Origin of the sequence: Methanosarcina sp. (assembly GCF_049706645.1) — an archaeon.
In the GTDB taxonomy this organism is placed as follows: domain Archaea; phylum Halobacteriota; class Methanosarcinia; order Methanosarcinales; family Methanosarcinaceae; genus Methanosarcina.
The window spans coordinates 1-21,424 of record NZ_JBNAKP010000009.1; the positions used below are offsets into that span (position 1 = coordinate 1).

The 21,424-nt window shown below is 42.6% G+C and carries 20 protein-coding genes, 1 pseudogene and 1 riboswitch; of the genes and pseudogenes, 9 read left to right on the forward strand and 12 right to left on the reverse strand.

The features are described from left to right. Nucleotides 1-214: 214 nt before the first annotated feature. From ACPK8D_RS03385 to ACPK8D_RS03405, 5 genes and pseudogenes are all read right to left on the reverse strand, one after another. Nucleotides 215-574: pseudogene (locus ACPK8D_RS03385) on the reverse strand (ferritin). 308 nt (nucleotides 575-882) lie between these two features. Further along, entirely contained in the window at nucleotides 883-1,320 is a 438-nt protein-coding gene (locus ACPK8D_RS03390) for a universal stress protein (protein ID WP_424716438.1), read from the reverse strand. A gap of 47 nt (nucleotides 1,321-1,367) precedes the next feature. Further along, a complete protein-coding gene (locus ACPK8D_RS03395) occupies nucleotides 1,368-2,351 on the reverse strand; it encodes a universal stress protein (RefSeq protein WP_424716439.1) in 984 nt (327 codons plus the stop codon). A gap of 255 nt (nucleotides 2,352-2,606) precedes the next feature. Then, entirely contained in the window at nucleotides 2,607-3,059 is a 453-nt protein-coding gene (locus ACPK8D_RS03400; protein ID WP_424716440.1) for a universal stress protein, read from the reverse strand. A 152-nt stretch (nucleotides 3,060-3,211) separates the two neighbouring features. Next, nucleotides 3,212-3,700 carry a universal stress protein gene (locus tag ACPK8D_RS03405; protein ID WP_424716468.1) on the reverse strand — a complete coding sequence of 163 codons (489 nt, stop codon included), beginning with the start codon at nucleotides 3,698-3,700 and terminating at the stop codon, nucleotides 3,212-3,214. Between the two features lie 292 nt (nucleotides 3,701-3,992). Here ACPK8D_RS03405 and ACPK8D_RS03410 point away from each other — a divergent pair, with 292 nt between their 5' ends. Both ACPK8D_RS03410 and ACPK8D_RS03415 read left to right on the forward strand, forming a co-directional pair. After that, the gene (locus tag ACPK8D_RS03410; protein WP_424716441.1) at nucleotides 3,993-4,976 is read left to right on the forward strand and encodes a DUF7490 domain-containing protein; all 984 of its coding nucleotides are present in this window, start codon (nucleotides 3,993-3,995) and stop codon (nucleotides 4,974-4,976) included. Continuing rightward, nucleotides 4,973-5,230, forward strand: a complete 258-nt coding sequence (locus ACPK8D_RS03415) for a hypothetical protein (RefSeq protein ID WP_424716442.1) — start codon at nucleotides 4,973-4,975, stop codon at nucleotides 5,228-5,230. The genes ACPK8D_RS03410 and ACPK8D_RS03415 overlap by 4 nt, the downstream gene beginning before the upstream one ends. 46 nt (nucleotides 5,231-5,276) lie before the next feature. Here ACPK8D_RS03415 and ACPK8D_RS03420 read toward each other — a convergent pair whose 3' ends face one another. Next, nucleotides 5,277-5,936, reverse strand: coding sequence for a TfuA-related McrA-glycine thioamidation protein (locus ACPK8D_RS03420; RefSeq protein WP_424716443.1), 660 nt, complete (start codon nucleotides 5,934-5,936; stop codon nucleotides 5,277-5,279). Next, nucleotides 5,933-7,207, reverse strand: a complete 1,275-nt coding sequence (locus ACPK8D_RS03425) for a YcaO-related McrA-glycine thioamidation protein (protein ID WP_424716444.1) — start codon at nucleotides 7,205-7,207, stop codon at nucleotides 5,933-5,935. The genes ACPK8D_RS03420 and ACPK8D_RS03425 overlap by 4 nt, the downstream gene beginning before the upstream one ends. 293 nt (nucleotides 7,208-7,500) lie before the next feature. Between ACPK8D_RS03425 and ACPK8D_RS03430 the strand changes: the two genes are divergently transcribed. The 3 genes from ACPK8D_RS03430 (at nucleotide 7,501) to ACPK8D_RS03440 (ending at nucleotide 11,723) form a co-directional block, all read left to right on the forward strand. After that, nucleotides 7,501-7,743 carry a YgaP family membrane protein gene (locus tag ACPK8D_RS03430; RefSeq protein WP_424716469.1) on the forward strand — a complete coding sequence of 81 codons (243 nt, stop codon included), beginning with the start codon at nucleotides 7,501-7,503 and terminating at the stop codon, nucleotides 7,741-7,743. A 1,018-nt stretch (nucleotides 7,744-8,761) separates the two neighbouring features. Continuing rightward, nucleotides 8,762-8,914: a hypothetical protein gene (locus ACPK8D_RS03435; RefSeq protein ID WP_424716445.1), complete on the forward strand. Its 153-nt coding sequence runs from the start codon at nucleotides 8,762-8,764 to the stop codon at nucleotides 8,912-8,914. Next, nucleotides 8,904-11,723: a cation-translocating P-type ATPase gene (locus tag ACPK8D_RS03440; protein WP_424716446.1), complete on the forward strand. Its 2,820-nt coding sequence runs from the start codon at nucleotides 8,904-8,906 to the stop codon at nucleotides 11,721-11,723. Before ACPK8D_RS03435 ends, ACPK8D_RS03440 begins: the two co-directional genes overlap by 11 nt. A 551-nt stretch (nucleotides 11,724-12,274) precedes the next feature. On the opposite strand, the gene ACPK8D_RS03445 is transcribed toward ACPK8D_RS03440, so the two are convergent. After that, nucleotides 12,275-12,475 (reverse strand): hypothetical protein, encoded by a 201-nt coding sequence (locus tag ACPK8D_RS03445; RefSeq protein ID WP_424716447.1) that lies wholly within the window; start codon nucleotides 12,473-12,475, stop codon nucleotides 12,275-12,277. Between ACPK8D_RS03445 and ACPK8D_RS03450 the strand changes: the two genes are divergently transcribed. The 3 genes from ACPK8D_RS03450 to ACPK8D_RS03460 all read left to right on the forward strand — a co-directional run bounded on the left by ACPK8D_RS03450 (nucleotide 12,470) and on the right by ACPK8D_RS03460 (nucleotide 14,086). Further along, nucleotides 12,470-12,859, forward strand: a complete 390-nt coding sequence (locus ACPK8D_RS03450) for a hypothetical protein (RefSeq protein WP_424716448.1) — start codon at nucleotides 12,470-12,472, stop codon at nucleotides 12,857-12,859. The genes ACPK8D_RS03445 and ACPK8D_RS03450 overlap by 6 nt on opposite strands. A gap of 364 nt (nucleotides 12,860-13,223) precedes the next feature. Beyond that, nucleotides 13,224-13,295: riboswitch (Fluoride riboswitch) on the forward strand. A 15-nt stretch (nucleotides 13,296-13,310) separates the two neighbouring features. Then, the gene (gene crcB, locus ACPK8D_RS03455; RefSeq protein WP_424716449.1) at nucleotides 13,311-13,709 is read left to right on the forward strand and encodes a fluoride efflux transporter CrcB; all 399 of its coding nucleotides are present in this window, start codon (nucleotides 13,311-13,313) and stop codon (nucleotides 13,707-13,709) included. After that, nucleotides 13,706-14,086, forward strand: coding sequence for a DUF190 domain-containing protein (locus ACPK8D_RS03460; protein WP_424716450.1), 381 nt, complete (start codon nucleotides 13,706-13,708; stop codon nucleotides 14,084-14,086). Before crcB ends, ACPK8D_RS03460 begins: the two co-directional genes overlap by 4 nt. A 204-nt stretch (nucleotides 14,087-14,290) precedes the next feature. Here ACPK8D_RS03460 and ACPK8D_RS03465 read toward each other — a convergent pair whose 3' ends face one another. From ACPK8D_RS03465 to ACPK8D_RS03475, 3 genes are all read right to left on the reverse strand, one after another. After that, nucleotides 14,291-15,136, reverse strand: a complete 846-nt coding sequence (locus ACPK8D_RS03465; protein WP_424716451.1) for a DUF2971 domain-containing protein — start codon at nucleotides 15,134-15,136, stop codon at nucleotides 14,291-14,293. A 711-nt stretch (nucleotides 15,137-15,847) separates the two neighbouring features. Further along, nucleotides 15,848-16,582 carry a tetratricopeptide repeat protein gene (locus tag ACPK8D_RS03470; RefSeq protein WP_424716452.1) on the reverse strand — a complete coding sequence of 245 codons (735 nt, stop codon included), beginning with the start codon at nucleotides 16,580-16,582 and terminating at the stop codon, nucleotides 15,848-15,850. A 242-nt stretch (nucleotides 16,583-16,824) separates the two neighbouring features. Next, the gene (locus tag ACPK8D_RS03475; RefSeq protein ID WP_424716453.1) at nucleotides 16,825-17,544 is read right to left on the reverse strand and encodes a hypothetical protein; all 720 of its coding nucleotides are present in this window, start codon (nucleotides 17,542-17,544) and stop codon (nucleotides 16,825-16,827) included. 769 nt (nucleotides 17,545-18,313) lie between these two features. On the opposite strand from ACPK8D_RS03475, the gene ACPK8D_RS03480 reads away from it, so the two are divergent. Continuing rightward, on the forward strand, nucleotides 18,314-20,635 hold the full coding sequence (locus ACPK8D_RS03480; protein ID WP_424716454.1) for a heavy metal translocating P-type ATPase: 2,322 nt from the start codon (nucleotides 18,314-18,316) through the stop codon (nucleotides 20,633-20,635). Between the two features lie 252 nt (nucleotides 20,636-20,887). Here ACPK8D_RS03480 and ACPK8D_RS03485 read toward each other — a convergent pair whose 3' ends face one another. Beyond that, complete coding sequence (locus ACPK8D_RS03485; RefSeq protein WP_424716455.1) at nucleotides 20,888-21,337, reverse strand: hypothetical protein; 450 nt, start codon at nucleotides 21,335-21,337, stop codon at nucleotides 20,888-20,890. Nucleotides 21,338-21,424 lie beyond the last annotated feature (87 nt).

The window sequence follows — 21,424 nt, forward strand, 5'->3', positions numbered from 1 at the left end:
AGAGCAAGAATCTCTTCACGTTTCATAAAAGAAAAAAATAATTCATTTTATATCCAATTTTTCCTCGGAACGAGGAAAAATTGTGGAGCCCTAACAAGGCTACCTGAATAGTTACATAACTTTTTGAGAAAAACAGCCCATTCTCAAAGAAAAAAGTTTTCTTCAATAACAGGGAGAAGGCTGTGGTTTTTGTTTTTAATCTTCAAGATCGAAATTACTGTTTAAGCTTCTGAAAAACGAAAACCCTCAAATTTTTCCATCCTTCCTCTTCTACCTGCTCTTTTACGTACCACTGCAGGAAAGAAGCTGTAGTGTCATCCTTCTCAACATTGACAAGCTCTACCAGTTAATTAATTGAGCGGGTGATGAACTGCTCGTGCTTCAGGGTCTGATGGAACATTTCCACAGCTGTCCCGAATTCCATAGGTCGCTCCTTAATGTCCTTCAGTTTCACCTTTTCACCCTGGTGATTTATGTAATCAAAGAGCTTCATTGCATGAATGTTTTCTTCAGCCTGCATTCTAAACCAGTGAGCAAAACCCGGAAGCCCTGCTGATGAACTGTATGCCGACATAGCTAGTTACAGATAAGACGAATATATTTCCTTATTGATCTGTTCGTTCAGCGCTTCTTGTATCTCCTCACTCAGCATTGATTTTTCCCCAGTTCTTGAATTCATACCCTGACAATTATATTCTGCTATTCTTTTTCCGAGCCTTCGTGCACTCCCAACCGTGCCTTCTTGGTCAAACTTTTTTAAAATGCTCTTTTTTGATCAAACTTTTCTTAAAAGTTTGTGGTCAAGCTTTTTAAAAAATGCTCTTTTTTGATCAAACTTTTCTTAAAAGTTTGTGGTCAAGCTTTTTTTAAAAGATTGCTTTTTTAGAGACAGGGTGCGCGCACAACCAGCACTTCGGCTTTTGCGTGCCTCACAACCTTCTCCGTGACCCCTCCAAGCAAGAATCGATCAACTCCGGCTTTTCCTTGCGTTCCCATGACAATCATATCGATATTATTCTGTTCTGCAAAATTCAGAATTTCCTGGACCGGGTGTCCCTGCAGGAGAACGGGGTTTACAGAAACTTCGGCCTCCTTTCCCATTTCCTCAATCTCAGCAACGGCTTCACTTCCTTCTTTTCCGATTTCCCAATCGTAGCTTTCGGGCATGATAGGAGAACAGCAGGATATGCCAGCAACGTATACGGCATAGACCTCAGCTCCGGTCTTTTTTGCGATTTCAAGCCCTGAGCAGGCTGCACTTTTTGCATTTTCCGAGCCGTCGATTGCAAGCAGGATTTTCCTGTAAGGTCTTCGTTTCATAAGGTTTCCTCCTGATCTAGCTTTCTTGATTTTTGGGTCCCAGCTTTTCACTCTCTCTCGCCGGGTACGACATCGGTCGCAGCTTTTTGAATCCTTTGAATATGACTGAAGAATCTGGTAAATTTAAAAATCTCGCGTACGACGAGTACCGGGATTTTTGAATTCCTTAAGATTTTTAAGGATATGCTTCCAAGCAGGAAGTTTTGAACTCCGCTTTTCCCGATAGAACCTACGACAATCATGTCAACTTTCTGCTTCTCTGCAAAATCAAGAATCTCTTTAGCCGGATCTCCTTTAAGCAGTATGGATGCAGCTTCTATTCCGGCAGTTTTTGCATTTTTCTCCACTTCAGATGTTGCTTCACGACCAATTTTCTCAAACTGCTCGTACGTATTTTTTATCCAGACTTCATCCATCATAATTGATTCAAAAGAACTTATATCGATGACATATACGGCATAGACCTTTGCCCCATTCCACCCTGCAATTTCTATCCCGTAGTCCGCTGCATTTTCAGCGGCTTCTGAGCCGTCGGTAGCTATCAGGATCTTTTTATATGCTTTTTCTTCTTTCCATTCCCTGGCAACCAGCACCGGGACTTTTGCATGCCTTACAACTTTTTCGGATACGCTTCCAAGTACGAGACGCTTAATTCGGCTTTTGCCCAGCGACCCTACGACAACCATGTCAACGTCCTGCCCTTCTGCAAAATTCAAAATTTCTTCAGCCGGATTTCCTCTGAGCACTATGGATTCAGCTTCCAGTCCGGCAGCTTTTGCTTTTTCCTCAACATAAGAGGCTGCTTCGTGCCCTATCTCCTCAAACTGCTCGATCTTTTTTGACCATTTCTCGTCCTTTGGAAGTGAACCATAAGAAGTTGTATCGATGACATATACAGCATAGACCTTTGCTCCACTAAATCTCAAAGTTTTTATCCCGAAATCCGCTGCCTCTTTTGCAGTCTCTGAACCGTCGGTAGCTATCAGAATTTTTCTTTGCGGTTCAAATTTGAGTTCACCACTCTCCTCCACACTAATCCCCCCTATGTTCTGGATTTATTCTCGAACCGACACCAGAATCCATTTTATTGTTAACTGATTTAGATTTCTATAACTATTTTCGTAATCGGAAGTTCAATTGCTTGCCAAAAAATCAAGGTTTAAAAAAATAAATTTTAAATATGAGACTGGCTCATCCCTGCTCTGGATTTTCAACCCCGAAAACTCGTGATCAAACGGCTGTCCTTTTGTGTACTGGCTCATTCCTGCTCTGGATTTTCATCCTTTTCACGGGACTTTTGCACGTACGACAAGTACCGGAATCTTTGCATTTCTTACAACCTTTTCGGATACGCTTCCAAGAAGGAAACGTTCGGCATCGGTTTTTCCTAGCGAGCCCACAACAATCATATCAACTGCCTGTTTTTCTGCAAAATCGAGGATCTTTTCCGCCGGATGCCCTTCCAGGGTTACGAACTCCACTTCAACTCCTGCTGCTTTTGCGGCCTCTTCGACTGTGGCGGTCATCTCAAGCCCGAAGGTTTTAAATTGTTCTTCTATTAACCCTTTCCATTTAGGGTCCCCTCTTCCTGAAGGATAGGCGCTGGTATCAATGACATGCAGAGCATAGGCTTTTCCCTCGCTTAGCTTCGCAATCTCCATTCCGGCATTTACTGCCTGTGCACCATTTTCCGAGCCGTCAGTAGCGATGAGGATATTTTTGTAAAGACCTCTATCCATACCCTCTCTCCTCCCCATTTACCCCGCTTTAAGCTGATTCTGTAATTCGACGATCTGACGTTAAACAGATCGCCTCTATATAGAATCAGCTTGTTACATTTAACTGCTCAAAATCAGATCATGCCTGTAATTGGATTATGCCTGTAACTGGATTATGCCTGTATCAACTTTTTCTCACTTTTGTGCCTTTCTCGGACAACCAGCACCGGAACTTTTGCATGCCTTACGATTTTTTCAGACACGCTTCCAAGTACGACACGCTCATACCCGCCTTTTCCAAGTGATCCCACAATGATCATATCGATATCATTATCCTCTGCAAAACTTACAATCTTTTCCGCCGGATGGCCTCTAAGTACTCTGGACTCGACTTCCACGCCGGCAGCTTTTCCAACCCTTTCGATATAAGAAGTTGCTTCATGTCCCGCTCTCTCGAATTCATCAAGTGTCTCTTTTGACCAGATTTTGTCCAGCGAAACTGAGCGATAGGGGGTTGTATCAATGACATACAGGGCATATATTTTTGCTCCACTGCACCCAACCATTTCTATTCCGAAATCTGCAGCTTCGTTTGCGGTCTCTGAGCCGTCGGTAGCGATCAGTATCTGTCTTCGCGGTCTAGATTCAATATTTCCTTCCATAATTACCCTCATGTTCTCGTTTATTATCCCTGGATTTGTATTCCAGTGTTCCGGATTTCCATCTTTTTTACAGGCTTGCGGGTTTTCAAGTAACTTCAGAGCCACAGATTGCAATTAGAATCCTTCAGGCTTGCGCTCTATGCCCTGACCACCTCATTTTATTCCCTATCTGAATATCGATGTGTTCATATTAATAATTTTCATTCAATTGTTTACCAAGGAAATGAAAAAGTGTCCCCGAAGGCAAAAAGCATATACTTTAAAATATAATTAATCTAGTGGAGGGCAGATCTTGAGAAAATTGCAAACCAAGTCGGCTCAAATCTCATTTTTAAAAAGTTTATTTTTAATACTTTCCATTATTGCTTTTACCTTCGGAAGCGGTTGTGTCAAGGATTTTGAAGAAGAAAGTTACTACAATGTCAGGGATATGGATATCTCGGCAGACCGTACTGGAGCGGCTTTCGTAGACCTTAATGTCACAACATATATCGAAAAATCTCAGGGGGATCCCGCTAAGAATACCTCGCTTCTTCTTAAAGCCTATAGCCAGGAAAGCGGGTTGCTTGAGGCACAGAAGGAGATAAAATTAGGAATGCTAAAGAAAGGAGAGACGAAATCAGTGAGTCAGATCCTGACACTTCCGAAAACCGGAGGATATGATCTCCATTGTGTCCTGTTTGAGGAAAGTGTGCAGAAAAGCAACGGCGAAATCAAAGTTTACAATCTGGATGCTCTGCCTGCAGAAGTGCAGGAAATAGGGCTTGAGATTCCTGAAATGGACTTCAGGGTGAAGGCAGTGGAAGGTGGAAGAGTCCTTGTTGAAAATGATATCTATCTGACAAATGAAGGAAGGGAAACCAGCAAGGATTTCCGTATGCTCGTTAAAGTTCGCGAAATGGATGCCGGACTTCTTGCGGATAAAGTCTGGACGCGCACAGGAGAAATCAAACCCGAAGCTACGGTTATCCAGAGCGTCAACCTGACAATGCCTGACCAGTACAATTATATTGTTGAAGTCCTGATCTGGAACAACGATACGATCGTCGAGCGCGGAGAAGGCTATATTCGGCTCAGCCCCGTAACTGAGACTAAAAACAGAAATGTCACGCAGGCTCGGGAGATTCAGACAAGCGAATTCGAAAATGTGGTGGAAACCGGGATGATTCCTGAAGAGGAACATACAGAGGAAGGAGAGAGTACACCAGGGTTCAGCTTACCTTTATCTGCAATCCTGCTATGTTCGGCAGCAATTCTCAGGAGGCGGTTTGCATGAGTGAAACACTAGATCTGAGACCAGAAACAAAAGCTGAAAAAGTATCAGAGCTGGGGGAAAATTTCAAAAAAGGAGTTTTCCTTATTTCCATGCTGCTTCTGCTTGTAGCCACCTTCCAGCTTTATTTTTCAATAGAGAGGATAATAGATACCTGGTTCGAGTACCAGTACGCCATGATTTTCAAGGCTGTGTATTATCTTTTTGTCCTGCTCCTGAGCCTGTACATTATCAGGCTTTATATTGTAAGGCGCTGAAAAAAGTCTGAAAATTAGAAACCGCTGATCTGAAAGGCTTGAAACTTCAGGCCTCTTCAATCAACTTTTTTACGGTTTCAAGCACAAGGATTGCATCTTCCCTTTTTACGTCAACTCCATTACCTGTGCAAAAATCTAGAATAAGTTTTTTCTTTTCTTCCGGGATCAGTCCTCGTTTCGCCCCTTCTTTCACAAGCCCGAGATAGCTCCGGTCAGGGTAATAGGTGTCAATTGCAAGCTCCAGGAGGTCTTTATGTTCTTTTTCGCTCACAAGTCCTGAGATGAATGCGGCTTTCAGGGTCTCCCTTATATTGACAAGGGGCACGGAAATGGGCTCGAAGGTATCAGGGTTTGTGCTTACTGCGACTTCATCATCCGATTCAATTACGCCGTCCCTGTACCATTCGTAAACCTTTCCTGCACCTCTCATCCCGTGGGTATCCAGTTCCGAGGCTCGGAGAGCTCCCATGCTGGCGCCTCCGACAACCTTTACGCCTGCACCGAGCGCAGACAGAATCTCCCTGTGCCCTACAGCGGCCCTGTCGAAAAAAATCCCGTCTATTATTCCTATGATCTTATACCCTTTCTGGACGAATGTTTCAAGCTGGAACCTGCGTACAGGGGGCTGGTAATTTGCCCTGAGGATCTTTCTTGCGTCCTCATGGCTAATACTGTTGCCTGTAAAGATTACCGCCCTTGCTTTCATCTTCTCTTCCACGGCTTTTCATTTTTATTTCTGGAAAATTCTTTCTTCCTTTGAGAACCAATCCTTTTTCCTTTCCGGTCCCGGTCAATAGTGAAAAGTTCAAAGCCTGGGATTATTACCCGGACAACCGGCACTTTAACCTCTTCTCTTGAAAGATCTACTACCAGCACTCTTTCGGCAAGATCCTTAAGTTTTTCGAGTATCACATCGATATTTTCTGCAGGGCTTTTCCTGGATAGATCCTGCACTTCAGAAAGGGAAATTTTTTCTCCGTCTTCGAACCAGAACCAGTTCAAACGTTTCATACGGTCATACCCTACACTTCGGATAAAACCTTCCCTATCCGTATCTTCCCTTGCTCCCTGGATCTGGACTACTCGTGACTGGGCAGCTTCGGTTATGGCCCGTGCAACCGCAATTTCGGGGTTCAGGTGAGAACCTGCCCCCATGACAAGAAGAGCCGGATCTTTGAGTTTTAAGTCGTCAGTTGCTGCAATTACTGTCGGAATGCCGGTATCAGTCGGAACCAGCCAGACCTTGAGTTCTATTCCTGCGTCTCTGAACTTGCTGGCAAGTTCGTACAGGTACCCGTCTTCTTCAGTCAGCACGATTTCCTTTCCCAGGTTGCGGGAAAACTGCGCTATGCTAATTGCATCCCTTTCTATAACCTCCAGCAGCCCGTGAAGAATAGCTTCCTCAATCACGTTTCCGGAAGCCAGCCCATTGGTATTGCTCAGAAAAAGTTTCTGGCATTGTCCAGGCGAGTCGTATGGATGGTAAACGGCATTGGCGTTTACGAACACCTCTTCCCTGTTAATCAAATCGTATGCTCCAACCCACTCAAACAGGGATTGGGGAAGATAGGGCTGGGGCAGAAGCAGTGTTGCTGGGTCGAGCGCTGTGCAGCTTTGTGTGACGCTGGTATAGGATTCCACAAGAGCCGGGGCAGAAATCCCGCCTTCAATATTTGCATTCAGGCCAGGTCTTTCTGCCAGGCAGCGCTCGAAACTCTCCATTATTGCCGAGATTCGGGCCCTCTGCTCGGTCGAGCCTTTGCCTGAGTAGATACTGATCGCTCCCCTTGCTGCACTGGGGCGGATTGCCGAGAAAATAGGGATTCCGAGCCTGTCCAGATTTGTAATTTCAGCAATTCGGGTAACGCCTATCTTTTTTATCTCATCTTTAGTGTTTTCCAGGGTTGTGGCTTCGTCATATACTCGCTGTGTACCTTCGAGATATGAAATTGATCTGTCAATTTTTATTTCAGGCATAGTTAGAAACCTTCTATCTCTTGTTATATATTTTGTGATTTTTCGGGGATCGAGTCTTTTCAGGGGATCTTATGTAATTTCTCTGCAGACTTTTTGACAAATCTAAACATAATACAAACATAATACAAACATACTGTAAATACAATACTAACATGCTGCAAATACAATACAAATATACTGCGAATATAATGCAAACAGAGTATAAACAGAATAATGCTATATATTGAAGGATCTATAAATATGTAAGAAGGCTTATAAGGGGGTTTTGTCCGACGAATCTAAAAAAATTATTTCTGGAAGAAAATGTAGGAGGCTTTGATCTCCTGTCCCGAACCATATATGGGGTGCTTGCAACTCTCGCACTGGCAACAGGCCTTGTGAAAAGATCTCCCTGGAAGTGGATTGTTGCGGCGATAGCTTTTACAGGGCTCTACAGTTCAATCCTGAGACACTGCACTCCCTATGCCATTCTCGGGATCAGTACAGCCGAGAAAAGTAAAACTCCTGTTCAGGAAATTTACTTCAATGATCAATAAGTTCGGAGATACTAATTCTCCAATTCTTTTTCAACGGGTATGGGTTCGAAGGTAAAGCATATATTCAAAAGTGCCGATTATTCAACTTTTTTTTCAGCAGATGTCGGATTTCAGAACCAATTTTTGAGCTCAGGCTAAATTTTTCAGGATTTTACCTGCTATTACCTTTTATCCGACGTTTTTCTTTTTCTTAGATAACTGGTCAATATCCGCAATAGTTTTTTATTTCGGAAATTTAAAAAAGGGTTAAAATAAAAGGATATGAATAAGCCTATTTTTTGATACTGCGCCACAATTAATTCCAGCCATATTGATTATATATAAGTTTGATAATATTTCAATCACACTAAAATTAAATGCGAAGATGAAAGAAAAATGAGTAACCTGAAAGGCTGTGAAGTTAGATGTACAGAGTGCAAAAAGTGGTTCAGCTCACAAATTATTCAATTTGAGGATAAAGGATCGTTTCTGCACTCTGTAATGTACAAAAATACAGAACTCTGTCCTTATTGTAATACAATGGTTACCCACGACAAAGAAATCATGCGATTCGTGGAAAAAGATAGTACTGGTAAAGTCATTAAAGAAACGAGATATATATATGATTTTTAATATGTATGATTTTTAATTATAGTTTTCGAGATAGTTTTCAATATTTTAATACAGTGTATGTGCTTTCAATAAGAGTTTTATGCTTCCAAAAGCTTTTATGCTCCCAATAGTTTTCTCCTTTGATACCGTTTTTCAATAAAGTCCTATCTCATTTCTGTACGATACAGAACAAATTAATTCAAAAATAGCCGACCTATTAGTTTTTCGTATTTTGCTAGTATAAATAAAATTTTATGAAAATCACTAATTTATGTGAAGACTGTAGTATAAGATTATAGAAACAGGATTCTAGAAGGATTATAGAAATAAAAACAGATTTCAAGAGACGATCTCACCTCAAATTCCCGGTTGTAACAAACCGGGCGAACTGGCTGGAAGAAATACCTTGATTACTGGTGGCTCCGGCATGGGAGCAGCACTCACACGCGTGGCGGCTACAAAATCGCTTCAGGATTTCCAGCTGCAGGAGGTTATCATGAGTGCACATCCGCTGACGAATGCACGCATGAAGCCTCAGGGCAGGCGAAACAGAATCAAAGAGGAGCACCATGACCATTGAGCGGGATCAGATTATCCCTTATCGACAGTCGGCTAACGAAGTATTAACCGCGCTCGATACGGATGTGCGGAGTGGCTTGAGCGAAGGGGAGGCGCGGGCGCGACTCGACAGGTACGGCAAGAACGAATTGACGGCAGAAAAGCCTGTGCCTGCGTGGAGAAAATTCCTGGCGCAGTTCCAGGAAGTGCTCGTTATCCTGCTACTTATCGCAACACTAATTTCGGCAGGACTGTGGCTGTATGAGCGCGATTCGGCATTGCCTTACGAAGCGATTGCGATCTTCGCTGTAGTACTGCTCAATGCGGCCATGGGCTATATTCAGCAGTCACGGGCAGAAGAAGCAATGGCTGCACTGCGCCAGATGACAGCGGCACAGGCCAGCGTCGTTAGGGACGGTACGCGTCAGAGCATTCCGGCAACTGAGGTCGTGCCCGGTGATATCATCCTCATTGAAGAAGGCAATACCATCCCTGCGGATGCTCGAGTGATTCAGTCAATTGCGCTGCAAACGGCCGAGGCAGCGCTCACAGGTGAGAGCCTGCCTGTCTTGAAGGATAATCTCCGGATTGCGGAAGAGGTCGGACTCGGCGACCGCGATAATATGATCTTTAGCGGCACTGTGGCTGTTTACGGGCATGGGCGTGCAGTCGTCACGGCAACTGGAATGCAGACCGAAATGGGACGAATTGCCGGGATGATTGAAGAAGCCCAGATAGAAACTACGCCATTACAAAAGGAACTACACCGCGTTGGCAAACTTCTCGGGATAGTCGTTATCGCCATCGCTGTCGTGATTATCACAACAATCATCCTGGTTGAAGATGTGAGAGGTTTCTCAGCCCTTTTTGACGTGCTTATTTTAGGTGTGGCGCTTGCAGTCGCGGCAGTGCCGGAAAGCCTGCCCGCGGTGGTGACAGTTGTACTCTCTCTTGGCGTGCAGCGCATGGCGCGGAAAAATGCTATAGTGCGCCATCTCGCGGCTGTCGAAGCTCTCGGCTCGGCAAATATTATCGCCTCCGATAAAACGGGCACGCTTACGAAGAACGAGATGACTGTGCTTGCGGTTGTCACTGCGAGCGGACGCGTTAATTTAGAAGGTACGGGTTATGCCCCGGAAGGTGAGGTGCACAGGGAAGGAGGAGGGAAGATTGATGGTGCGCTCCAGTTCGAGTTTGTACGTACGCTTGCAGCTGCCGACCGTGCTAGCAATGCCGTGCTGCACGAGCGCAATGGGCGCTGGGCGGTACACGGTGACCCGACCGAAGGAGCATTGATAGTAGCGGCGCGCAAAGCCGGGCTGGAAGCTGAGGCACTCAATGCACGGCTGGAACGTATAGGGGAAGTGCCTTTTTCTTCCGAGCGCAAACTGATGAGCACGGTTCATACCGATGCCGAGCAAGGGGAAAGGCTGCTTGCTTTCACCAAAGGAGCACCGGATGTACTGCTTGCCCGATGTACACAGGAGCTCGTAGGAGACGAGATCAAACCCCTGACTGCGGAACGCCGCACAGAAATTTTGAAGAATAATGAAGAATTGGCTGGCGAAGCTCTAAGAACACTCGCGGTCGCTTTCCGTACGCTGCCGAAGGACGCGTTTAAGCAGGAAGAGTTAGATGAGGATGTCGAGAAAGACCTTGTTTTCCTGGGACTTATCGGCATGATTGATCCGCCGCGCATGGAGGCTAAGGATGCAGTTGCGCGCGCTATGGCTGCCGGTGTCCGCCCGATTATGATTACAGGCGATCATCCTAAAACCGCCACAGTCATTGCTGAAGGATTAGGCATTCCCACTCACGGGCAGGCTGTCACGGGTACCGAACTTGAGAAGATGCCAGAGGATGAACTTGACCGGACGGTTCAGGAAGTGTCGGTTTATGCCCGCGTCAACCCTGAACACAAACTTCGGATCGTTAAAGCGTTACAGCGTGGGGGGGCGATTGTGGCAATGACGGGTGACGGGGTCAACGATGCACCAGCCCTGAAAACTGCCGATATAGGGGTGGCAATGGGGATTACCGGAACGGACGTCTCCAAAGAAGCCTCTGACGTTGTGCTCGCAGATGATAATTTTGCAACCATAGTTGCGGCTGTCGAAGAGGGGCGTGCGATTTTCTCTAACATCCGCAAGTTCTTGCGCTACCTGCTTTCCTCAAACCTCGGTGAAGTTATGATAATGTTTTTCGGTTTGCTGCTGGCAGATGTGATTGGGCTGACTGCGGAAGGCGGAACCGGGATAGTGCTGCCGCTGCTGGCGACTCAGATCCTCTGGATCAATCTTATTTCAGATGGGCCACCCGCGCTTGCGCTCGGGGTTGATCCGGCGGACCCGGGACTTATGAAAGAACTGCCGCGCCCGCGGGAAGAAGGGGTGATCACCCGCAGTATGTGGGCTGGTAACCTATTTACCGGTGTAATCATGGCAGTCGGGACTCTGCTGGTATTGGATGCCAGCTTACCCGGGGGTCTGGTCGAAGGCTCAGGAAACATGCGTTATGCGCAAACAATGGCCTTTACCACGGTGGTTTTCTTTTCGCTGTTTGTCGTGTTCAATGCGCGTTCGGATAAACAGAGCGCGTTCGTGGGACTGTTCTCAAACAAATGGCTGTGGGGAGCGGTCTTTCTGTCCGTTTTGCTGCAGGTGGCGGTCGTTTACATCCCGTTTCTGCAACAGGCATTTTCGACCGTGAGTTTGAGCCCTGGCGATTGGGTACTGTGTGCAGCAGTGGCGAGTTCGGTGCTGTGGCTGCGCGAACTTAGCAAAATCATCATACGTGCGAGGGAAAACCGAACAAAAAGAGATTTTGCTTGATGATTTATGTTGTCTCTTTCAAAACATTGAAGGCAGATAGCCCACCAGAACCGAAAAACTATTTTTACTTTTTAGTAGTTCCAACTCCCATTGTTGAGTTTGCCACTTTCTCCTCCTTACCGGGATAAATTTAGAGTCGCTTAGAACCGTTCGACACTTCCTGAAGGTTCCTGCTATTCGGAATCTGTTATGGAATCCGTTATGGAATCCGTTACGGAATCCATTACTACGAAGTTTCTCCTCGTTTCCAGACCAACTAATAAAGAATTTTTTCAACTTCTTCAGTTTTTCAACCACATCTTCAAGCTCATAGAGCTTTCTGACAATGTAAAACGAACTCTCAAAAGTTTTTTAAGCAATAGAAAAGTTTACTGTTTTGGCGAGAAAAGAGAAAGTTATCCCCTCCATGTTCTCTTTTCTTTTTCTTTTTTTCCAGTTTTGTCTATCTTTTGAGAGATAAATCAAACCTAATAACAGTGAAATGCCTGTAAAGAGACTTTTAGCTTCCGGAACAGAGTTGACTGGCAAATTTCATATCTGAAGTTACTGAGCTAAACAGCATATAATCCCCCAACCACGCAAAGGAGAACAGCAACATACTTTTGAAAAACTTCTTTTTTCATATTTTTAATAAATCGGTTTGCTACATAAGTTCCAAAAATCATGGCAAGCCCCATCAGGAGTCCAAGATTAATAGTATCTGGAAGGAGATTAACCAGTTTTCCGTATACGAGGATTTTAACTATGTGCATTGCGGTCGCAGTTGCAGCTCACTTGCTATACAAGCTATCGGGGACAGGCCGAAGGAAAGAAATACTGCAGCCCCAATCGGTCCGGAACTTCCTGCAAGCTCTGATAGCAAGCCGGTTGTCGCCCCGCCGAAAACAAGCGTTTTATCACTCGGTCTGAACTTTAATCTCCCGAAATACCTTAGGACAACTAATAAGATTAAAACAGCCCCGATTCTTCCTGTTACCGTGATTTTTGAGAGAATTGAAAACCCAAAATGGTGGTTCTCTTTTGCTTTTGCCTGTAGTAACCCTGTACGCAGGTGCGGAATTTGCGGTTCCGGTACTTACCATCGCACAATTGATCGGCAGCCTGTCAAGGATATCATTCGGGCTAAACCAGATTGAGTGGAAAAAAGTTGTCCTATTTTCAACAACGGCGGTTCCATTATCCGCACTTGGGGCAAGCCGGCAACACCCGAAATTAATGCAGCGGTAACGCTTGATAATATTAAAACTGCGTGCATTTCCATTAACGATTTCCTTCGCAAATTCACGCTATTTCTTTTAATTCCTTTTGTTATACCGGTCCCTAAATAATGGCCTTCGATTTTACACTTATTTCCTATCTGGGAAACAGGTAAGTTATGGGCCGATAAAAGTGGCAATGTTGCGTGAATATTTGTAAGCTGGTAGAATCTGCTAATAACCTGATTTTTTGCATTCAATTCTCACATTTGCGTAATTTATTTATTTAATGCAGGTAGAATCCTATCCGTAAGGTGATGAGGTCCGCCTGGACTCTTCAGTCTAAACCGCTTATGCTGATGACTTCTACATCAATTATTGAGGTTTTAATTTGTATACTGTTTTATTGGTAGGGATAGGCGGCTTTATAGGTGCTATTTTAAGGTATACGTTAGGTGGATGGATACAGGATGGTTTTGTCAATTTCCCGGTAGGTACGCTAACCATAAACACTATTGGCAGTTTCTTTCTGGGCTTAATAATGTACCTTTCTGAGTACCAGGGTTTTTTTAGTGAAGAAACCAGGATCTTTCTGACAATTGGCGTAATAGGAGCTTTCACAACATTATCAACATTTGGCTATGAATCCTTCAGATTACTTGACGATTCAAAATTAACACTATTGGCTATAAACTTAGTATCGACAGTATTATTTTCCATGCTGGCCGTATACTTAGGTAAGATTGTAGCTCTGAGCTTCAGCACCTACCTGCTGGGGTGGATAAAATGAAAACGGGTCAGGTTAAAGCCATTGAAGGGGGCCAAATGAAGAGGGAATCTACAGCCATATTATTGAGAATATTTATAGGGGAGTCTGATCGGTACAAAGGCAAGCCATTATATATGCATATTGTTGAAATGCTAAAAGGGGAAGGTATAGCCGGAGCAACTGTTTTCAGGGGCATAACTGGTTTCGGAAAGCACAGCCGAATTCATACAACCTCCATACTGCGCTTATCAACTGATCTTCCAATACTTATTGAAGTCGCTGATCTTGAAGAGAATATTGATAGGATCAGACCAAAGTTGGATGAGATAATTAACCAGGGATTAATTACGGAAGAAAAAGTTAAAATTGTATTTTATGACAGTGATACAAACAAATAAGGTATCCTTGTCAGTTAACTTTTATCTTATTACCAGAATTCATTATGGCTTTTTATATTCCGGATTCTCCGGTAGAAGCGCAAGATTTAACCTGCTGTTTTCCTGAATCAGGGAAGGATTTGGATAAAAACATTTTTCCCTTCCGTCTCAAATATTCTCATTATGTCAGCTTTGGTTCATTCTATATCTCTAAAAATCAAAGTATCAAATTGAACTTATGTAGTCTTCAATTGAATCAATTCTCTCTGGTTTTATGGCATATTTTCCTTTAATCCACTTGCAGACATAAAAATTTACATTATAACCTAGTTGTAAATAATTTTTATTAACTAGTTTATGTATAGCTTTAATATCTTTTTTAGGTGTATAAAGCCCAAATATGATACCTTCTAAAGCTTCTTTTCTAAATTTCGTTATTTTTCTTGTGTGTTGCCATTGAGCATTTTGTGGAAATAATAATAATCGCCATTCTTCTTCATATTTCCAATCAGAATACTTCGTTATAAAAAAATTAATCATGCTGTTATCTATACCCATTGTTATTAGGTTCATAGGGCCAGGGAGTTTTTTTGTATACTTTACCTTATATAACGGTAAAAAATCAGAATCAAAATAGAAACCTAAATTCTCTTCAAAGCAATCAGCTTTAAAGCTAAGACAAATTCCTGTATGGTTCGAAGCATAATGAGCCCACATCAAGATACTATCATTCTTTCGGCTTAGACACAAAGTTAGCGGCAAAAATGTATCTTGTAATGGATAGTCCTTTGAAAGTTTATCGCACTTTTCGGGAGGTACATAGGTATTTCGTCTTGTTTTTTTTAGACCAAACTCTAGAATATTTCTCATCTCGTTTTCATCTGCGCCCATAAACCATTCCCATTCTTCCTCGGTTCCTTCAATGTGTATCCAAAAAGCACTATCAAAGGGATCATTATAATTTATGGGGGACGAAAAACAAAGTTGATTATTGAGGATCAAATCTTTAGTATATTTATCAATTTCTCGATATTTATAAAATAAGTTTTCTTGAATCCCCTTTTTGTTCATATTATTACAAATAAAAGGCTTCATAATAAAAACTTTGATTTCTTCGTGCTGCTCATGGTGAGGCCATTATTAGTATGCAGCTGGTCAAAGTGGAAACCATTATCAGAAGGTTTCTGGAAGAAATACCTCATGCATGGATTTCGGTTTCTATCATCATATACTGCGTTTTTAAATCCTTATATACCTTAATTCATTCTTTCTCCTGTTAAGACAATCAGGTAAGTTTATTATATTTGGTTACATAGATTAAAGTATGACTTACTTACCTCCTGATTATGGATCTATCAGTAATATTCCTCTGGACATAGCCTTTAGGGATGCTATTTTCATCGGGATCTTTTGCATCATAATGTTCTTTATTTTGATCCTTGCTGTGCGTCGTGATATCCGGAAAGCACAGAGCAGTTAAATCTCTTATCATATGCATCTTTTTCTTTTATTTCCTTTGAATGGCTTAAAGTAACTCAGTTTCCGCGTCCTTTCCCTGTTTTTGTCTATGATATTCTATTTAAACTTCCATCTTTCTGGCGACCTGTTCCTTGAACCAGTTACCCATAACACGCCTGAGACTGCAGTTCTGATAATAGATGTGCTATATGCTTGGTATTTTCCACAAAATATTTACCAAAAGTATTCTATCTCTAGGAATTTAGTGGATTACTTACTATGCAAGATTTCTTCTGGATTTAAATGGCTTTCTTGGCGCTGTTTTCACGTTGAGAAAGGTTCATATCCTAAATCCTTAGCCCTATTATAACACATAACAGCTTCATCGTGTCTACCAAGTGCGTCAAGGGCAAGACCTTTTCTATACCAGGCTTGGGGATACTGCGGATCAAGCTGTATGGCTTTATCAAGTACTTGAATTGCTTCTTCATATCTACCCATTTTATTAAGAGCATAACCTTTGCTACCCAAGGGTCCGGCATTATTTGGATTAAGTTCTATAGCTTTATCAAGTGCCTGGATTGCTTCTTCATATCTACCCAGGTTATTAAGGGACATGCCTTTCTCATACCAAGCTCTTGCATTATTTGGATCAAGTTCTATGGCCTTATCAAGTGCTTGAATTGCCTTGTCAAATCTCCCCAGTCCGTTAAGTGCCATAGCTTTATTATACCAGGCTTCAGAATTATTTGGATCAAGTTCTATGGCTTTGTCAAAGGCTTGGATTGCTTCATCATACTTATTAGTGTTATAAAGAGCAGAACCCTTATTATTCCAGTATTCAGCCGTAGGAGTATTCTCTTGAATATTCTTTATATACATAATTCCGACAGTTGTTATTAGAAGGATAATACCAAAAAACATCAAGTATCTCCAGCGACTCTTTTCTAATTGCTTAGACCTGGATTTGTACCACCCGTATGTGGTTGACAATATAGCAAAAATACCAATCACTATCTCAACAACAGTTTTTATCTCCTGAAGAATATCTTGAGCCAAATACCCACCCGATTTATAATTTTATTATTACACGTTTAAGCTTCCAAAAAAACTTATCGTTGACATACCTGCATTTTCAGCTCATTTTTGAAAGAACCTTTAATATATTCCGTACTTGAGAGAATATATGCATAAAAATGATACTAAAAAGGCTAAAAAAATAGAAAAACTATAAAAATTCTTTCTAAGTCTCTGCAATTTCCTAACCTTTCTACTTTTCTTTGTCATCTAAATGTTTTTATTCATCCAAATCGTCTTTTGATAATGGTTGCCATATAGATGAGAATTACAGTCAAAGCCAAGCCGACTCCTGGCGTATTTTTTTCAGAAGAATCGTTATTTGGGTTCTCCTGAATTGAATTGGTATTTGTATCTTTTTGGGTAGACTTTACATTGGTATCCTCTGAAGTATAGTTTTTACTTGAATCCTCAGGATTAACAGGATTTTTATTTGAACCTTCGGAAATAACAGGGTTTGGGCTTAAATTCTCAGGATTAGTAGCACTTATATTTGAACCCTTAGAGCTAGCAGAATTTGTGCTTGGATTCTCAGAATTAGTGGAATCTTCGCTTGAATCTTTAGTATTAGTAGGAGTTTGACTTAAATCTTCAAAATTAGTAGGATTTTGGCTTGTTTGCTCTGAATTAGTAGGACTTTCATCCGAATCTTCAATGGTAGTAAAGTCTGGATCTAAATCCTTTTGAGCAGTAGAATTTATCTGTCTATCATCATAAGAGCTAGAATTTATCTGCCTGTCATCATAAAAACTGGAATTAACTTGCCTGTCATCATAAAAACTAGAATTTGACTGGCTGTCATCATAAAAACTAGAATTTGAATTTAAATCCTCGGAACGAATAGAATCTATATTTAAATCCCCTTGCGTGGATACTGCATTGAGGATTGAGATAACTGCTACAGTAGCTAGAGCCACATATCTCATCAATTCCCTATTCCCCACTATATTGTCCCCCTATGTATGTAAAATTCAGTTACACAGTAGCGTTTTTATTTCTGAATATCTACTTCCTTGCAATCTTTTCTGTTGATTTAAACACATTTTTGGCTATAAGTATTTTATTACGGCATTCATATAGATAAGTTACCATCAAATAGTCCTTAAAGTAGGTATGTAGAGTTAGAGTGATGAAGCTATTGTCAGTGTTTTAGGAACGAAATCAGATATGTGAGTAACTGGTTAGCTCATGATGCTAAAGAGTGAAAGGGTGTATGAAAAAATATAAAAGACTGCCTCATGAAGGTAGAAATAGATGAATTCTGTTCTTTCTTAGGTTAATAATTGCCTCTTAAGGGTCAGTGAAGTAATAGTTAACAATAAATTAACGGGTTAACAATTAGATATATTTCAGGATCAAGATCTCTCTTCATCAGTTATGGATTAAACACTTATGTAGAACCTTTTTCGATAAATGCGGGAAAGTAAATAAATTTCGAAAACCTGGATCAAAAGAGTACCAAAGAAACAAAGAGTATCCTTTTAATGACTTAAATTATGTCAAACGGAGAAGTGGTTTAGAAGTAGCCAGAAAAATTATATTTAAAAAAAGTACTGAGCAGAACTAAATATCGAGAAGCTTATTTGATGAAAAAATCTTGTGCTGAGACAGGATAACAATAAGTTTCAACGAGGATATTTGGTTCTTTTGTTTTCAAATACATTAAAAATATAATATCTTAAATAGCATTAAAATCAGGAGAATTGGGGAGATATGCAGGCTGAAGAGAAGGGAGTGGACACCGATATTTCTAAAACTCAGGTAAATGAGCCTTTACCTCGCGATAAAAATCATAACTCCGGAAGAGAAATTTCAGGAAGTTCCCATGGATCTCACGAAGAAAGCGGGAATATGCCTGCCGGAAACATGGTTCATCAGGGCCATCCCGAAGATCAAACCATGCATACCGAAGAGAAATCACTGGACCACGGACAGAGCGAAGAAATGAAGCATGAGAGCCCTGAGCAGCATGAAGAGATGAAACACGAGCAAGACGGCGAAATGGAACCTGGAGGAATGAAACATCAGGGAATGGAACACGAAGGTCATGAAGCAGGTGGCGGGAAAGGACATGGTAACCATCATGCTCACATGCTTGAAGATTTCAGAAGGAGATTTATTGTTTCTTTGGTGTTAACCTTCCCGGTTTTACTGCTTTCGTCTACGATCCAGGACTTTTTTAACTTTGAGCTTCGAGTTCCGGGTGCGGATTATCTTACCTTCTTGCTTTCCTCGGTCGTTTATTTCTATGGCGGGTACCCGTTTCTCAGGGGGATAAAAAAAGAGCTTTCCGAAAAGTCGCCCGGGATGATGACCCTTATAGCCATTGCAATCAGCGTGGCTTATTTTTACAGCTCGGCTGTGGTTTTCGGGCTGCATGGGGAGGTCTTTTTCTGGGAGCTTGTGACTCTTATCGATGTAATGCTGCTCGGGCACTGGCTTGAAATGCGTTCGGTGATGGGAGCCTCAAGAGCCCTTGAGGAACTGGTAAAAATCATGCCTTCGGTTGCCCACCTGAAGAAAAACGGCGAAGTTGTCGATGTGGGGGTTGACCAGCTAAAAATCGGGGATAAGGTTCTGATCAAGCCCGGAGAAAAGGTGCCTGTAGACGGGACTGTTGTGGAGGGAACAAGCAGCGTCAACGAATCCATGCTTACCGGGGAGTCGAAGCCTGTCACGAAAAAGCCTGGGAATGGCGTTATCGGCGGTTCGATTAACGGGGAAGCGGCTTTTGTCGTCAGGGTAGAAAAAACCGGAAAGGATACTTACCTGAGCCAGGTTGTCGAACTCGTCAAAGCTGCTCAGGAAAGCAAATCAAAAACCCAGGACCTGGCAAACCGGGCTGCTCTGTATCTTACAATCATAGCCCTGACTGTGGGAGCTCTCACTTTCACTCTCTGGATTCTCTTCGGCCAGCAACTCGTCTTTGCGCTGGAAAGGGCAGTGACTGTAATGGTCATTACCTGCCCGCATGCCCTTGGGCTTGCAATTCCTCTGGTAGTTGCAGTTTCAACGTCCATCGCCGCAAAATCCGGGCTTCTGATCCGGGACAGACAGGCTTTTGAAAGAGCACGCAATCTTCAGGCTATCATTTTTGACAAAACCGGTACACTCACCGAAGGGAGGTTTGGGGTCACCGATATCGTTTCTCTTTCAGGCGAGGAAAATGAAACCGGAAAGGATAATGAAAGAATCTTAAGCCTCGCAGCCTCCCTGGAAGCCAGTTCGGAACATCCGATTGCAACAGGCATTCTGGAAAGTGCACGGGAAAAAAGGCTGCAAATTCAATCCGTGGAAGAATTCAGTTCAATCCCGGGAAAAGGGGTACATGGCCTGGTTGAAGGAAAAAAATTCCTTGTTGTAAGCCCTGGCTACCTTGAAGAAAAAGGAATTGCCGTCAAAAACGAGAAAATCGAAGAAATCAAAACGCAGGGAAAAACCGTCGTGTTCCTGCTTGAGGGAGACCGGATACTCGGAGCCATTGCGCTTGCCGATATTGTCAGGAAGGAATCAAGGGAGGCTATCTCGAAACTTAAAAGCATGGGAATTAAATGCCTCATGCTTACAGGGGATAACCGCTACGTGGCAGCCTGGGTATCCAGAGAACTGGAGCTTGACGATTACTTTGCAGAAGTTCTTCCTCATGAGAAGGCCGAGAAGGTCAAAGAAGTCCAGACGCAGTACATCACAGGTATGGTTGGGGACGGGGTCAATGACGCGCCTGCCCTGGCCCAGGCTGATGTCGGAATAGCCATAGGAGCAGGTACTGACGTTGCAATCGAAACCGCTGATATAGTCCTGGTAAAAAACGACCCGAGAGACGTGGTTGATATTATCGGGCTTTCCCGGAAAACTTATTCCAAAATGTATCAGAATCTCCTCTGGGCAACCGGATATAACGTTTTTGCAATCCCTCTTGCAGCAGGGGTACTCTATGGGTACGGAATCTTACTGAGCCCTGCCATGGGTGCCGTTTTCATGAGCCTGAGTACCGTGATCGTAGCAATAAATGCTAAAACTTTAAAGATGGGGTGATTTAATGATAGGAATATTCCGCAGTATAAAAAAGATAATTGCTTTAGCCGCACTGGCTTCTGCAGTAATCGGATTTATTTCAAGACTTATGGGAAAGAAAAAGAAAAGATAAATTTAAAGTTGCAAACCGGAAAACTCACAAAAAGCTGCCGGATGTTACTCCCTCTCGAAATGGGCCGCTCAAGGCAGGTCGCTCTTACTTTCCAGCTTCCATACAACCTTCCTGAAACGCTGGCTCGCACTTTCCCATTTTTATTTAGTTGTGGTTTCATTCTCTACGGCTGCAGGACCAATTTTGATCTCGCTTTTATGCAGGTTGATTCCGCCTTTATCTTCTATCGTAGCTTCCAGCTCATATGTGGAATTCTCCTTTCTTGAAAATTCGAGCACAATCGGATTTTCAGCCGAGACATTCCCGTAAAATCTTTTGTTAACGCTTTCGAGGGTGTTTCCATCTTCCCTGAACTCGTAACTCATGTAGCAGTCAAATCTGGAACCTGGATTTCTTGGAGCGTAGGTAAACAAAAACCTGTCTTCATAACTATGGGTTTCGCTTACGAATGCGTCCAGAGAATTCTTCCCCATAATATTTTCTCGATCTACTGTTCCATCTTTTCCCGGAGGGCGATCAATCAGCTGTGCAATTACTATTGCAGTCACGACCATGAGAATAACCATTAATAACTTGGTTGTATTACTCATACTAAACCTCAGTCTGAGATTTCATTTTTATTTGCCGGCATTTTCCGGCTCGATTTTTCATTTAATTACAATTGTTTTGAAGATGTA